At 60.8% G+C, this 13,796-nt stretch carries 12 protein-coding genes; 7 read left to right on the top strand and 5 right to left on the bottom strand.

Annotated features, from left to right (window positions below; translation table 11 throughout):
• Positions 1-198: 198 nt before the first annotated feature.
• Positions 199-441 carry a LuxR C-terminal-related transcriptional regulator gene (locus QWI18_RS21055; RefSeq protein ID WP_296306780.1) on the top strand — a complete coding sequence of 81 codons (243 nt, stop codon included), beginning with the start codon at positions 199-201 and terminating at the stop codon, positions 439-441.
• 190 nt (positions 442-631) lie between these two features.
• Positions 632-1,351: a hypothetical protein gene (locus tag QWI18_RS21050; protein WP_369319750.1), complete on the top strand. Its 720-nt coding sequence runs from the start codon at positions 632-634 to the stop codon at positions 1,349-1,351.
• 32 nt (positions 1,352-1,383) lie between these two features.
• On the opposite strand, the gene QWI18_RS21045 is transcribed toward QWI18_RS21050, so the two are convergent.
• Complete coding sequence (locus QWI18_RS21045) at positions 1,384-2,469, bottom strand: diguanylate cyclase (protein WP_369319749.1); 1,086 nt, start codon at positions 2,467-2,469, stop codon at positions 1,384-1,386.
• Positions 2,470-2,771: 302 nt separating this feature from the next.
• Between QWI18_RS21045 and QWI18_RS21040 the strand changes: the two genes are divergently transcribed.
• Together QWI18_RS21040 and QWI18_RS21035 are read left to right on the top strand one after the other, a co-directional pair.
• Entirely contained in the window at positions 2,772-3,407 is a 636-nt protein-coding gene (locus QWI18_RS21040) for a LysE family translocator (RefSeq protein ID WP_296314565.1), read from the top strand.
• A gap of 104 nt (positions 3,408-3,511) precedes the next feature.
• A complete protein-coding gene (locus QWI18_RS21035) occupies positions 3,512-4,681 on the top strand; it encodes a hypothetical protein (protein ID WP_369319748.1) in 1,170 nt (389 codons plus the stop codon).
• 95 nt (positions 4,682-4,776) lie between these two features.
• On the opposite strand, the gene QWI18_RS21030 is transcribed toward QWI18_RS21035, so the two are convergent.
• Entirely contained in the window at positions 4,777-5,361 is a 585-nt protein-coding gene (locus QWI18_RS21030) for a polyribonucleotide nucleotidyltransferase (RefSeq protein WP_369319747.1), read from the bottom strand.
• A 917-nt stretch (positions 5,362-6,278) separates the two neighbouring features.
• Between QWI18_RS21030 and QWI18_RS21025 the strand changes: the two genes are divergently transcribed.
• The gene (locus QWI18_RS21025; protein WP_369319746.1) at positions 6,279-7,955 is read left to right on the top strand and encodes an NAD-dependent malic enzyme; all 1,677 of its coding nucleotides are present in this window, start codon (positions 6,279-6,281) and stop codon (positions 7,953-7,955) included.
• Between the two features lie 64 nt (positions 7,956-8,019).
• On the opposite strand, the gene QWI18_RS21020 is transcribed toward QWI18_RS21025, so the two are convergent.
• The 3 genes from QWI18_RS21020 to QWI18_RS21010 all read right to left on the bottom strand — a co-directional run bounded on the left by QWI18_RS21020 (position 8,020) and on the right by QWI18_RS21010 (position 11,486).
• Positions 8,020-8,784, bottom strand: coding sequence for a 2-keto-4-pentenoate hydratase (locus QWI18_RS21020; RefSeq protein WP_369319745.1), 765 nt, complete (start codon positions 8,782-8,784; stop codon positions 8,020-8,022).
• Positions 8,785-8,874: 90 nt separating this feature from the next.
• Complete coding sequence (locus tag QWI18_RS21015; protein WP_369319744.1) at positions 8,875-10,173, bottom strand: MFS transporter; 1,299 nt, start codon at positions 10,171-10,173, stop codon at positions 8,875-8,877.
• 101 nt (positions 10,174-10,274) lie between these two features.
• Positions 10,275-11,486: an alanine--glyoxylate aminotransferase family protein gene (locus QWI18_RS21010; protein WP_192133952.1), complete on the bottom strand. Its 1,212-nt coding sequence runs from the start codon at positions 11,484-11,486 to the stop codon at positions 10,275-10,277.
• A 161-nt stretch (positions 11,487-11,647) separates the two neighbouring features.
• Between QWI18_RS21010 and QWI18_RS21005 the strand changes: the two genes are divergently transcribed.
• Both QWI18_RS21005 and QWI18_RS21000 read left to right on the top strand, forming a co-directional pair.
• Positions 11,648-12,373 carry a GntR family transcriptional regulator gene (locus tag QWI18_RS21005; RefSeq protein WP_192133950.1) on the top strand — a complete coding sequence of 242 codons (726 nt, stop codon included), beginning with the start codon at positions 11,648-11,650 and terminating at the stop codon, positions 12,371-12,373.
• A gap of 25 nt (positions 12,374-12,398) precedes the next feature.
• Positions 12,399-13,652: a glycine hydroxymethyltransferase gene (locus QWI18_RS21000; protein WP_369319743.1), complete on the top strand. Its 1,254-nt coding sequence runs from the start codon at positions 12,399-12,401 to the stop codon at positions 13,650-13,652.
• The last annotated feature ends 144 nt before the right edge of the window (positions 13,653-13,796 follow it).

Here is a 13,796-nt window from a genome sequence, read left to right as displayed (position 1 = left end):
TTTCGCCAATATTTGTAGGAAACTTTACTTATCATTGTTCGGTTATTAACCGGGCTTGACTGTGCACATTCTCTAACCGTTAGAGATTTAAAAATCAATAAGAACACTATTACGGCCATGGCTGAGTTACCGCCAGGGTCGGCACGTCGCGGAGACTGTTGAGGGCCAATGATAGAAGAACAACGCAAACGTAGACCATTGAAAAAAACCACCCCCAGAGAGCAGGAAGTCCTTCAGCTGGTGCTTCAGGGGCACACCAACAAAGCGATCGCCCAGCGGCTGGGGATCAGTGATTACACGGCCCGCGACCATGTGTCGGCCTTGCTCAGGAAGAACGAAGTCAGCAATCGGGCGCAGCTCATCGCTCTGCACGTTTCGGCAGCGCGCAAGAAAAAACTGGCACCACCCCTACATCTGACGGATTGTTCCGTCGAGCGGTAAGTGCATAATTAACCCGATTTAATCACTGAACTTTTAAAGCTGTCTTCGGCCTTTGCTTTGCCGCGATGACGCTGGCGTCGTAATAAGTGGTCTTTTGAGTGATGACCCTGTTTTCGCCACTTCGATGTGTCTTCACGAAGTGTTCGCGATGATGCACCCACAATAACGATCAATAATAAGGATGAAATCGATGACCCTTCAAATCGCAACGTCTGAGCCCTTGAAGCAACCGTGCATCGATGCAGACTTTAATGTGGACGCGTCAAGCGCGTTTCAGCAATTGGTCGATGAGCAAAGCCAGCTGTCCCGAGACCAGTTGAGCGAGCTGCACAAGCAATGGCTCGGGCCCCACGGGGTGTTTGCCACCTTCAGCGCTGAGGTCGAACGACTGGGGCGTCAGGCCCCCGCGCTGGATGATCTTTCCAGCCTGGGCAGCGCGGAGCGGATGAACGAAGCCGAACGGGCGGTAGCGTTCGCGCTGGCGCAGAGCAATCGCCGGCGCGCGACCAACAACCCCTTCGGCTCACGCTCGCGTCAGGACCTGTGTTGCGTGGTGTTCGACGAGACCGGCGCGTACACCCTGGCGGAGCGTTATGCCGCGTACGAAGCCATGCGCCAGAGCGACTCGGATTTCTTCATCAAACTGATCGCCACCACTCGCGGCGTCACCGAACGGCGCATCGTCTTCCACGGTTTGCTGGAACATTACGACCGCCTGCTGCCGATCGAAAAAAGCATCTACCCCGAGGCCTACCGCGACGTGCAGCAAACGCATCTGGATCGGGAAGAAGGGTTGTATGGGCCGCTTATGTTGGGCGACAGCCTGCAGAACCTGCTGACGCAAATGACACCTCTTGAGCTGCTCAAGCAGATTAAGGCACCGACCGACGCCATGGCCTGCAGCGAATAGCGAGTCTTCAAGAGATCAACAACGCTGCCGACTCACCCCAACGCCGCACCCTCGCGCGCGCGCACGTCGCTGGACGGCTGCGCCGGAGTGACCCGATTGCGCCCGGCGCTTTTTGCGTCATACAGCGCCATGTCGGCTTCGTGCAGCCACATGGCGGCGTCGGTTTGGTGCGCGCCATAGGCCGCGACGCCGATGCTCAGGCTCAGGCTCAGCTTGAGATCGGGGAGGGCCGAGTGGGCGTGGTCATGAACCGTACGCCGCAGGCGTTCGAGTATTTCGGTGGCCTGGGCCAGGGTGGTGTCGGGGAAGATGACGCAGAACTCGTCGCCGCCGTAACGGCCGGCCATATCGGTCTGTCGCAGGCTGGCGGACAGCGCGTTGCTCAGTTGCTTGAGCACGTTGTCGCCGGTGATATGGCCGTAGGTGTCGTTGATGATCTTGAAGTGGTCGATGTCAATCAGCGCCACGCTGTGCTGGCGGTTGAGCTTCTGGCATTTCTCGAACTCCAGCGTCAGTCGATCCTTCCACGCGCCGTGGTTCATGAGCCCTGTAAGGCTGTCGGTGGCGCTGAGTTTTTCCAGCCCCTTCTTGCTCTTCGAGAGTTGCACCGCGACCTGATAACAGACCAGCCCGATGGCCATCGGGTAGATCACCAGCATGGGCAGGCAGGCGAATAGCTGCAGCTGAGAGACGTGGGGGAACAGCGCCGGCAGGAAAATCTTGTACGACACCAGGGCGCCCGCGATTTGCGCCAGCGAACCCAACATAAACAGACGTAAACCACCGGCCGCGATGTTATTCATCGCCATCATCGACAGCACCGTCACGGTGGGAAGCGGGCTGATCCCCATGGCGCCCGCCCAGAAACCGCCGCCCAGCGAGTCGTAGATCAGGTTGCGGCGCTCGGCGGCATAAGGCTGAGGTGAACGCTTGGCGAGCAGAAAAGCCATGTGCGGCCAGCCATAACCGTGGGCGATCATGGCGATCCACACCCAAGTCGGTGGGTGAGAAGGGTACAGCGCTGCAGCCACCGCGAAGAACCCAATGCCCAGGCCGATGCTGCGCGGCAAGTACATGCGTCTGGCGTAGGAGAGACCTTTTTGGACCGGAGTGTTCATAGCGCTCTACTGGGTAATAACGCAGCATCCCGACAGCCACATCGGTCACGACCAACGCTCCGAGTGTCCCCCGCCGACGGCGGTACTGGGAAGAGCATTTAGCCACTATTGGACAAATAATTTACGCCCGCGCCGTCGGAGGGTGCGCGTGTGCAGGTGCCGTTGGGATAAGTGACGGACGCCGTCTGTCATGGCGTGTTTTCCGGCCATCTGTGTATAGACGGTTCTACGGAGGTTGGCTGAAATATGCCTGCCATTCGGCACGGCCCGGATGCATTCGATCACGCCGGCAGGAGCCTCTGATGCCCGAACTCTCAAACCTCATCGCTTTTTCCCTGATCGCCCTCGGCATGGTGCTGACGCCAGGGCCGAACATGATTTACGTCATTTCGCGATCCATCTCACAAGGACGCAAGGCGGGACTGATCTCCCTCAGCGGCGTGGCCGTGGGCTTTATCTTCTACATGCTGTGCGCGGCGTTTGGCATCACCGGGTTGGTGATGGCAGTTCCTTATGCCTACGACACGCTGCGCATGGCCGGTGCCGTGTATTTGCTGTACCTCGCCTGGCAGGCCGTGAAACCGGGCGGTCGCTCGCCGTTTCAAGTGAAGGATTTGCCCAAGGACAGCAACCGGCAGTTGTTCCTGATGGGCCTGATGACCAACTTGTTCAATCCCAAGGTGGCGGTGCTTTACCTGTCGCTGCTGCCGCAATTCATCACCGTCGGCGACGGCACTGGCGTGCTCAGCCAGTCGCTGATCCTGGGCAGCGCGCAGATTGTGGTCAGCCTGAGCGTCAACGCCATGGTTGCTATGGCGGCGGGCTCCATCGCCGTGTTTCTGACCCAGAAGCCCGGTTGGGCGGCGGTGCAGCGCTGGCTGATGGGCACGGTGTTGTTCGGGTTCGCGGTGCGGATGGCGGTTGAGGGCAAGCGGTGAGGGCGCCGTCAGGCTTTGAGAAATCACGGCTGGCCCTTGCCAGACGCTCCGCGATTCGGGAGATTACTGGCCCCACTCGTTAGCATCATCACAAGGGACGTCTGATGCCTGTTTCTCTCTCCGTTTTGCGTATCACCTGCCTCGCCGCGCTGGTCGCGCCATTCACGCTGCACGCCGAGAATGCGGTCCATGTGCTGACAGGCACCTTGGGAAAATCGCCCATCGTCGTCGAGCTGGATCTCACCAGCCCGGAAGACGTGACGGGTCGCTATTTCTACGAGAAGTACCATAAGGACCTGGCGCTGTCCGGCACCTCAAAAGGGAATGATCTGACGCTGACCGAAGGCCTGAGCTACGACGATGAGGCCAGGTTGCCGAAGCTGGTCCTTCATAAAAATCCGGACGCGAGCTGGACCGGGGACTGGAGCAGCAAGGGCAAGTCCTACAAGGTGCAACTGGCCGAACGCGCTGTCACCGCGCCAGATGCTTCCGCTGAATCGGGGTGGCAGGCCATTTACAAACAGTCGGCCTATGACTACCTGCGGCTCACGCACCTGCCGCTCAAGGCGGATAAAACAGCTACGTTTATGGGCCATTCGCTGCAGTGGTGGGTCGAGCCGGAATCGGGCGTCTCGATGTTTGAAATCACATCGGGTTATTCGCCCGAGCAGGCTGCACCTATCAATCAGCGGCTGCGCTCCCGCCTGTGGCAAGAGGTTGTCAGCTATCACCAGTGCATGCTCAATGCGAGTCGCAACGGCGGCGACTTTGCCCAGACGGTCACGCCGCGCTTGCTTGCGCCCGGCATCGTGAGCCTGAGCGTCTTCACCGATTACGATTGCGGCGGCGCACACCCGGACTTCGGCGACTCGCCGCTGAATCTGGATGCCAGCACGGGCAAAGAATTGACCTTGGAAGATGTGGTGTGGGTCGGCAAGGGCGCGCCGTTTCACTACGAACGTGATGAAGAAGGTGGCACGAGTTTCGACACGTATTCCGACTACCGCAGCAAAGCCTTCGCCCCTTGGCTCGTTGACCAGTTGAAAGCGGCGCACCCTGCAGACATGGTGAAGCCTGCTACCGAAGACGACTGCGACTACGCCGACCCGTCGGTCTGGGAATTTCCGTCGTGGTATTTCACTGCAAAAGGCATCGTTTTCGGTCCGTCTTTCGCACGTGTTGCGCGCGCGTGTGAAGGTCCGGAATGGTCGGTCCTGCCTTACAGCGTCATCAAGGCGCATCCGGGCGGGAGCGAACTGACGCTGCCCAAGTAACTCAGCCTCTGTTGTTGTGTACCCGCATCTGACGACGGGGGGGGCTGGAATCGCTGCTTTTTCGGCTGCAATCGCTGCCCAAAAAGCCGCACTCCTCATTTCCCGCCGGTCACGCCCTTCACCACGTCGGCGTGGGCCTTGGCATCCTTCGCCAGGGAGATGACGTTGACCATTGCCGTGCGTTTACCGTAGGCCGCCGTAATCGTCGTACTCAACACTCGGCCGCCGTCTACGCTGCCTGAGATATCAAGCTGACGCATGCCGAGGCCTTTTCGTACGATCTTCTTCTCGCCCAGCTTTTTGAAGTCCTTGTAGCTGGACTGCTGCTGTTGCAGCGTGTCGGCGATGATGCCGTCGAGGATTGGCTTGTCGTTGGCGCCGACCTTCTGGTCATTGGGCAACGGCGCTTCGGTGATGATCACCACGCGCTTGGCCGGCTTGTTCATGTACAGCGAGCCGGTCACGCCCGCGGCCCTGGCCTTGGCGTCGATCTCTTCCATCGGGCCTTTGACATAGTCCTTCGGCAGGGTGAAGGCGAATTTGCCGCCGAGCATCGCGACTTTTTGCCCAGAAGGTTTCGGCGCGGGTTTGGTTTTGGACGCCGCCTGCGCGCCGACCATGCCCAGGCATGAGGCTAAAGCGGTGCAGACCAGCAGGGTTCTTAAACTGAACAAGCGCATTCCGACCACTCCTGGGGATGATTCCTACAAAGATCCGGCATTTTGCCTGAGGGTGATGGCAGGTTGATAGTCATGTGGGCGATGGTGTCAGCGGGACTCGCTAATGCCAGTCCTACGCGATGATCGCGGTGTATCTGTAGGACCGGCTTCAGCCGGGAAGAGGCCAGGATGTACAACACAAGATTTGCAGCGTGACGCCCGACGCCTTCCCGGCTAAAGCCAGTCCCCCAGGGTAAGCGGCGTGAGCCAATTTCCTGGGTGTACGCGGTGTCTAATAGGAACGGCTTCAGCCGGGAAGAGGCCCGCATGGACAACACAAGATTTGCAGCGTGACGCCCGACGCCTTCCCGGCTAAAGCCGGTCCCACAGGGTAAGCGGCGTGAGCCAATTTCCTGGGTGTACGCGGTGTCTAGTAGGAACGGCTTCAGCCGGGAAGGGGCCGGTATGGACAACACAAGATTTGCAGCGTGACGCCCGACGCCTTCCCGGCTAAAGCCAGTCCCCCAGGGTAAGCGGCGTGAGCCAATTTCCTGGCTGTACGCGGTGTCTAGTAGGACCGGCTTCAGCCGGGAAGAGGCCGGTATGTACAACACAAGATTCGCAGCGAGACGCCTGACGCTTCCCCTGTACAACACAAGATTTGCAGCGTGACACCCGACGCTTTCCCGGCTAAAGCCAGTCCTACGGGGTACGCGGTGTCTAGCAGGACCGGCTTCAGCCGGGAAGAGGCCGGTATGTACAACACAAGATTTGCAGCGCGACGCCCGACGCTTTCCCGGCTAAAGCCAGTCCTACTGGATGATCGCGGTCCTACCAGGCCATATGCAGGTCCGATGATTGTGAGCGCCCTCCACGGTTGGCTTTCCGTGCCAAAGGTGTACATTGAATTCAAAATACAATAAGCACAGGAGACAGACATGACCCATGCCACTGATCGCACCTTGCAAGTCCCTTTCGCCGGTCCCACGTTGTTGGGCACTCCACTGCTGAACAAAGGCACAGCCTTCAGCCTCGACGAACGCGAAGCCCTGGCCCTGCAAGGCCTGCTCCCCGAACGCGTCGAAACCATCGAACAACAGGCGAGCCGCGCCTATCACCAGTACCAAGCCTGCGCGACCGACCTGGACAAACACATCCTCCTGCGCTCGATCCAGGACTCCAACGAAACACTGTTCTACCGCGTCGTCGACGACCACCTCGACGAGATGCTACCGATCATCTACACCCCCACCGTGGGAAAGGTCTGCCAGGAATTTTCCCGCATCTACCGCAGCCATCGCGGCCTGTTCATCAGCATCGCCGACAAGGACCGCATCGACGAAATCCTCAACAACGTCACCAAAGACAACGTCAAAGTCATCGTCGTCAGCGACTGCGAGCGCATTCTCGGCCTTGGTGATCAGGGCGTCGGCGGCATGGGCATCCCCATCGGCAAGTTGTCGTTGTACACGGCGTGCGGTGGCATCAGCCCGGCCTACACGCTGCCGGTGGTGCTCGACGTCGGCACCAACAACCCGGCGCTGCTGGCGGATCCGCTGTACTTCGGCCGTGGCCAGGAGCGTGTTCGCGGCGCTGAATATGATGCCTTCGTGCAGGCATTCGTGGAGGGCGTGCAGCGCCGTTGGCCGGAAGCCATTCTGCAGTTCGAAGACTTCGCGCTGACCAATGCCATGCCCTTGCTCGCGCGCTTCCGCGATCAACTCTGCTGCTTCAACGATGACATCCAAGGCACTGCCGCCGTCACCGTCGGCACCTTGCTGGCCGCCTGCAAGATGAAGGGCCAGCGCTTGTCCGATCAGACCGTCGCCTTTGTCGGCGCCGGATCCGCGGGTTGTGGGATCGCCGAGCAGATCATCGCCGCCATGCAGCTTGAAGGCTTGTCCGAAGACCAGGCGCGCAGCCAGGTGTATCTGCTCAACAGCAAAGGGCTGCTGACCGATCGCCAGCCGGGCCTCTACGATTTCCAACAGCGCCTGGCCCACTCCAGCGATTCCCTCAACGACTGGGCGTTCAGCGCCCACTGGCCCTCGCTGCTTGAGGTGGTCAGCAACGCCAAACCCACCGTGCTGATCGGCGTGTCGGGCAAGGCCGGACTGTTCACCCAGCAGATCGTCGAGACCATGCACAGCCATTGCCCGCAGCCGATCATCATGCCGCTGTCCAACCCGACCTCGCAGATCGAAGCGCACCCCAAGGACATCCTGCAATGGACCGACGGGCAGGCGTTGGTGGCCACGGGCAGTCCGTTTTTACCCATTGAGGTGCTGGGCAAAACCTTTCCCATCGCGCAGTGCAATAACTCCTACATCTTCCCCGGTATCGGCCTCGGCGCCATCGCCAGCAAGGCGACCCGCGTCACCGACGGCATGCTGATGGCGTCGGCCCAGGCGCTGGCTGAGTGCGCAGCGGCAGGGCAGATGTTGCCGCCGCTTCGGGATGTTCAGGCCGTCAGCAAACGCATCGCGTTTGCCGTCGGCATGGTGGCCCAGCGCGACAGTGTGGCGCCACCGCAATCGGAAGATGAACTGTCAGCGGCCATCGAGAAAGACTTCTGGCAGCCCGTTTACCGCTCGTACGTTCGCCGCCCTGACTAAAACCGTCGCATACAAAAAGAACCCGCCAGCTCGGCGGGTTTTTTTATGGCAGCGAGGTAAAGCGTCAGGCCAGCGTCAATGAAACCGGCGGCAACCCTTCGATCTGCCCCAACACCTCAGCCATGCCCTGGGCGAAGTGCATGCCGGTGTATGAACCCGTCGTGATCACCAGGTCCTTGGACAACGGCAGTCCATTCAGGGTGTGATGGTTGACCAGCCACGGCAATAGCCGGCGCGGGTCGCCTGCCGGATTGCCGACTTTTGACGGCACGATGCTCTCGCCATTCACCGTGAAGGTCAGCGTCGGTGCAACAAAGGGAAACGACCCGTCGTAGGGTACGAAATCACCCACCACCAGGGCGCCGTGGTTAAGCAGATCGGCCAGTTGCGTCAGCGGCTCGATCTTGGGCCACGCCGCAAACCGGCTGGAAACCACCTCGACGGACGCCGCCATTTCGCCGATGCCGGCCATGACCTCCTCGTCGCTGTACGCCTCATCCCGTGGGCTGAAGTCGCGGTTTAAGCGGAAGGCAATTTCCAGCTCCAGACCCACCGGCGGATAGACGCTGCGGTCCAGTGTGCCAGTCGACGGGAACAGGCAGTCGCGGGGCAGGGGCGACCCCTGAATCGGCCCGTCCGTGGACTTCGAACCGATCTTCCAGCCGCCTGCTTCAACCCCACGCAAGCGCAGGATTTTCTGCTGCGTGAGGTACGCCGCGTCGCGGTCGGACGGGGTCAGCTCGAAATCCAGCTCGCCCAACAGGTCATGCTTGTTCTGCGCATCGACGATCAGCTGCGCCAGGCGCGAAGGTTGGGTGTCAGTGTCCAAAAGCGTTCTCCATTGAAGTGGCTCGATTGCAGGTGCCGGGCAGAAGCTTTATGGGTCAAGCACCGCCCGAAGGCGGCTCCCGGTGTCGCTTTATTTACTGACCACCGAAGCAGGTTCCGCGCCCGGCGTCAGCGGCGCAGCCGGCTGTCCGTAGTCAAACTTGTTCTGCGGCTTCATGCGGAATGACAGCACGACACCAATCGCCAGCAGAACAATGCTGACCAGAAACGGCAGCTGCCAGTTGCCAAACTTGTCGATCAACAGACCGGCGGCCACTGGGCTGACGATGGCGGCCATGGCCGATCCGGTGTTCATCATGCCGCTGGCGGTGCCGCAATGGTCGGGCGCGATGTCCATCGGAATCGCCCACATCGGGCCGATCGTCATCTCGGAGAAGAAGAACCCGATCGCCAGGCAGGCCAGGGAAATGTGCATGTCCTTGGTGAACATCAGCGGCACCAGCGACAACAGCGTCAGGCCCAGGCACACGGCAACCATCAGGCTGCGCGCCTTGTTCAGGTCCTTGGTGCGCGCATAAATGCGGTCGCTGACAATGCCGCCCAGGGTGTCGCCGACCACGCCGCCGAAAAACACCGTCGACGCGAAAATCGCCGTGCCCTTCAAATCCAGACCCATGTTCATGAAGTACATCGGCACCCAGCTGAGCAGCAGCCACAGCGTCCAGCCGTAGCAGAAGTAAACGATCGTGACCGGGGCCATGCGCTTGAACAGGCGACCCCATGGCAGCACGATACTGGATTTCACTTTTGGCGGCGGCAGGGTGTCCAGTTCCTGCTTGGAGATGCGCGGGTGGTCTTTCGGGTGCTCGGTGAACACCGCCATCCACAAGATGACCCAGACAAAGCTGGTGGCCGCGCAGACATAAAATGATTCGCGCCAGCCGTAGGTGGCCATCACCGCGATCATCGCTGCCGGCGCCAATGCGTTGCCGAGGCGGGCGAAGGCGTGGGTGATGCCCTGGGCGAAGCCGCGTTTTTCCTTGGGAATCCAACGGGACATGGCGGCCGTTGCTGCCGGGAAGGTCGCGCCCTCGCCGAGGCCGAGGAGGATCCGCGCGACGATCAGCGAGACGAAGCCGCCCGCCAGGCCGGTCAGCACCGTGGCGCTGGCCCAGATCAGCCCGCACACCACCAGCGTGCGCTTGGCGCCAAATCGGTCGCTGACCCAGCCGCCGATGATTTGAAAGATGAGGTAGGGGTACGCGAAGGCCGAGAAGACGATGCCGATTTCGGTTTTGCTCAGGTTGAACTCTTTACCGAAACCGACCGCGGCGGTGCTGACATTGACGCGGTCCAGGTAGGTGATGAAATACATGGCGCACAGCATGAACAGCACCACCGTGGTGGGGCGCAGACGTAAAAACTTCATGTGCTATCTCCAGTTTCTTATTGTGTTCGCTGACAACGCGATGATTCGGGATAGTGAGATGTGTCAAAAAAGCTGCGGGCGTGCCGCAGCCAGGTGTGGCATTAGTCGCGTCGCAGCGGCACCGATTGCCCTCCCAGGTAATCCATGGCGGCCAGCACGCCGCTGGACTGAAGTTTTACGCCGGCCATCTGCAGGCCCATTTCGCAGCCGGTCAGGGTGGCCATCAGCATCAGATCGTTACAGTCGCCCAAGTGACCGATGCGGAACATGCGGCCTTTCATCTTGCCCAGGCCGGTGCCGAGGGACATGTCGAAGCGCTCGTAAATGGTCTTGCGCAGCTGGTCGGCGTCGATGCCTTCAGGCGTCATCACGCCGGTGAGCACGGGGCTGTAAACGCTCGGGTCGGCGCACTGGATTTCCAGGCCCCAGGCGGTTACCGCGGTGCGGCACGCCTTCGCCAGACGGTTGTGACGGATGAACACGTTGTCCAAGCCTTCGCCGAGGATCATGTCCAGCGCTTCGGACAAGCCGTAGAGCAAGTTGGTGTTCGGCGTGTAGGGCCAGTAACCGGTCTTGTTCATCTCGATGATCTCGTCCCACGCCCAGAAACTGCGTGGCAAACCGGCGCGTTTGCTGGCCTCGATAGCTTTCGGCGACAGGGCGTTGAAGCTGATGCCCGGCGGAAGCATCAGGCCCTTCTGCGAGCCGGAGACAGTCACGTCCACGCCCCATTCGTCATGACGATAATCGGCGGAGGCCAGGCCAGAGATGGTGTCTACCAGCAGCAGGGCAGGGTGGCCCGCCGCATCAATGGCCTTGCGCACGGACGCGATGTCCGAGGTCACGCCGGTGCTGGTCTCGTTGTGCACGACGCACACGGCCTTGATGCGATGCCCGCCGTCAGCGCGCAGGTGGTCTTCGATCATTTGCGCATCGACGCCACCGCGCCAGCCTTCAATGCCCGGCCGACCGATGAACTGCGGTTTGAGGCCTAGACTCAGGGCCATCTTCTGCCACAGCGTCGCGAAATGGCCGGTCTCAAACATCAGCACTTCGTCGCCCGAACTCAGCGTGTTGCACAACGCCGCTTCCCAGGCCCCGGTGCCCGACGCTGGATAAATCACTACCGGATGCACGGTTTTGAAGATCTGCTTAATGCCTTCCAGCACCTTGAGCCCCAGCTCGCCGAACTCCGGGCCGCGGTGATCGATGGTGGGGTAACTCATCGCCCGAAGGATGCGATCCGGCACTGGGCTGGGCCCTGGAATCTGAAGGAAGTGGCGACCGGCAGGGTGGAAATCGAGCTTCAGCATCGGTGACTCCTGGTTTTTTATAGTTTTGTATTTTGAATTCAAAATTAACCTAGCACAGGGCGATGCTGTGTCAAACGGCCTAATTACGCTAATCTTCCCAGCGAACTGGAGCATTTTCGAATAAGGACTCGATGCCAGAGCGGGTCCGATAAGGATTTTGTATGCAAAATTTTAACGAACTATCCGACCAACCGGCGCCCCGTCTCATTCCCAAGGTCGAACGCCAGCGCCTCCATGACATCGTCATTGATCACCTGCGCGGCTTTATCACCGAAGGCGTGCTCGCCCCGGGCACCAAACTCAACGAGCGCGAGCTGTGCGAAACCCTTGGCATCTCCCGCACGCCGTTGCGCGAAGCGTTAAAAGTGCTTGCCGTGGAAGGGCTGATCGAAATCAACCCCAACCGTGGCGCCAGCGTTGCCCGCATGTCGGAGCTGGAGATTCGCGAAACCTTCGAACTGATGAGCGGCATCGAAGCCTTCGCCGGAGAGCTGGCCTGCGAGCGCATCACCGCTCAGGAAATCGAAGACATTAAAGCGCTGCACTACGCCATGGTGGTCAGCAAAAACCAGAACGACCTGCCGGGTTACTACCAGCGCAACCGCGCCATCCACGACCTGATCAACCTGGCCGCGCGCAACTCGGCGCTGCGGCAGGTCTACCTGTCGCTGAACCGGCGCATCCACGCATTACGCTTTCTCTCCAATCATCAAGCCCCGAAATGGGACCGCGCGCTGCACGACCACGAAGAAATGATCGAGGCCCTACAAGCCCGGGACGGCAAGCGCCTGAGCAGCATCCTGCGGCACCACCTGCTTGAAAAACGCGACGCCCTGATGCTGCTGGTCAGGGACGAGTCCGAGCACCCGGATTCCATCCGTCGTTGATGCGTCATTAAGGGAGCTGCCGACCATGCCCCGTGATCTCGATGCATTGCTCGCCGCTTGTGCCGACCGGTTGCCGCAACTGGAAACCCAGCGCCTGATGCTCTATGCCGGCGCCAACCTCCCCAGCGCCCGCGCCATGGCCGCGTACAACCCTGCGCTCAGCGCCTACCCGGCGATGGGCCCCACCGGCCACAAAGAACAGCCCGACACCGAACTGGTCAGTGAGCTTGAAAGCTTCACCCGCCAGGCGGCCATGACCCTGTTCGGCGCGGCATGGGCCGAAGTGCGGTTAGCCAGTTGCACCCTGGCCAACTTGGCCATCTTCCACGCCTACTGCCGACCGGGGGACAAAGTGCTGGCACCCGCTGCCGGGCACGGCGGGCACCTGAGCCAGCGCCGGGGCGGCACCGCAGAATTGGCAGGTCTCATCGTTGAAGACCTGCCGTTCGACCGCCGCAATTGCCAGCTCGACGCAGCGCGCGCGGCGGAAATGATCACGCACACCCGCCCCAGGCTCGTCGTGCTCGGACGCAGCGTCATGATCAAGGCCGACGACATCGCCTCGGTGGTCAGCGCGGCCCGAGCGGTCGGCGCCAAAACCCTGTTCGACGCCTCCCACGTGCTCGGCCTGATTGCCGGCGGCACATACCCCAACCCCTTTGACGCCGGCGTCGACCTCATCAGCAGCTCCACCTACAAAACCCTGCCCGGCCGACCCCAAGGGCTGGTGCTCGGACGTGACCCGGACGATGCACCGGCGCTGCACAACCTGCTCGACACCCGCCTGCTCGCTAACTACGACGCCGGCCGACTGCCCTCCCTGGCGGTCACCCTTACCGAGGCCCAGGCCACTGGCCGGGAATATGCCGCCAGTATCGTCAGCAACAGCGCGGCGCTGCATCGCGCGTTGGTCGATGCGGGTTTGCCTGTCATAGGGGCTAATGACGGCGAGGTGCATACCCATCAATTGCTGCTGCCGCTGTCACTGGATGCTGATCCGCGCGCTGTGATGCACGCGTTGCAGGCGCAGGGGATTCTGATTGGCACTTGTGTTGATCCTTCCCGTGCGGGGCATCAGGCGTTGCGGTTGGGTACGCAATTTATTACCCGGCAGGGGATGGAGGCGGGTGGCATGGTGGAGGTGGCGCGATTGCTGGGTGATGTTTTGCGTGTCGGCGGTTGCGGTCGGCTGCATGCTCGGCCGGTCGCTGATACCGCGCAGATATCAGGTCGGATTCAGCAAATCCTGAGCAAAAAAAAGCCGCTGGGGAGCGGCTGAAGTTTGGAGCTTGGAGGCACCACGTCGGGAGCAACGACGCAGCGAACGACAGAAACAAAATGCTAAAAGCTGATCAGGCGTTTGACGTTCTCCGGCTTGGGTGTGGGTTTCCATCGTTCCTGCGCTGGGCGGGTTCGATGGGGT

The organism is Pseudomonas sp. W2Oct36, from assembly GCF_041060465.1.
Classification (GTDB): Bacteria; Pseudomonadota; Gammaproteobacteria; order Pseudomonadales; family Pseudomonadaceae; genus Aquipseudomonas; species Aquipseudomonas graminis_B.
The sequence above is the reverse complement of the archived record's forward strand: the minus strand, read 5'-3'. Positions and strand labels throughout refer to the sequence as shown.

Coding starts and splice junctions, on each gene's coding strand:
- QWI18_RS21015 (WP_369319744.1), bottom strand. CDS start 10,173: ATGAAGTTTTTACGTCTGCGCCCCACCACGGTGGTGCTGTTCATGCTG.
- QWI18_RS21010 (WP_192133952.1), bottom strand. CDS start 11,486: ATGCTGAAGCTCGATTTCCACCCTGCCGGTCGCCACTTCCTTCAGATT.
- QWI18_RS21035 (WP_369319748.1), top strand. CDS start 3,512: ATGCCTGTTTCTCTCTCCGTTTTGCGTATCACCTGCCTCGCCGCGCTG.
- QWI18_RS21000 (WP_369319743.1), top strand. CDS start 12,399: ATGCCCCGTGATCTCGATGCATTGCTCGCCGCTTGTGCCGACCGGTTG.
- QWI18_RS21045 (WP_369319749.1), bottom strand. CDS start 2,469: ATGAACACTCCGGTCCAAAAAGGTCTCTCCTACGCCAGACGCATGTAC.
- QWI18_RS21030 (WP_369319747.1), bottom strand. CDS start 5,361: ATGCGCTTGTTCAGTTTAAGAACCCTGCTGGTCTGCACCGCTTTAGCC.
- QWI18_RS21025 (WP_369319746.1), top strand. CDS start 6,279: ATGACCCATGCCACTGATCGCACCTTGCAAGTCCCTTTCGCCGGTCCC.
- QWI18_RS21005 (WP_192133950.1), top strand. CDS start 11,648: ATGCAAAATTTTAACGAACTATCCGACCAACCGGCGCCCCGTCTCATT.
- QWI18_RS21050 (WP_369319750.1), top strand. CDS start 632: ATGACCCTTCAAATCGCAACGTCTGAGCCCTTGAAGCAACCGTGCATC.
- QWI18_RS21040 (WP_296314565.1), top strand. CDS start 2,772: ATGCCCGAACTCTCAAACCTCATCGCTTTTTCCCTGATCGCCCTCGGC.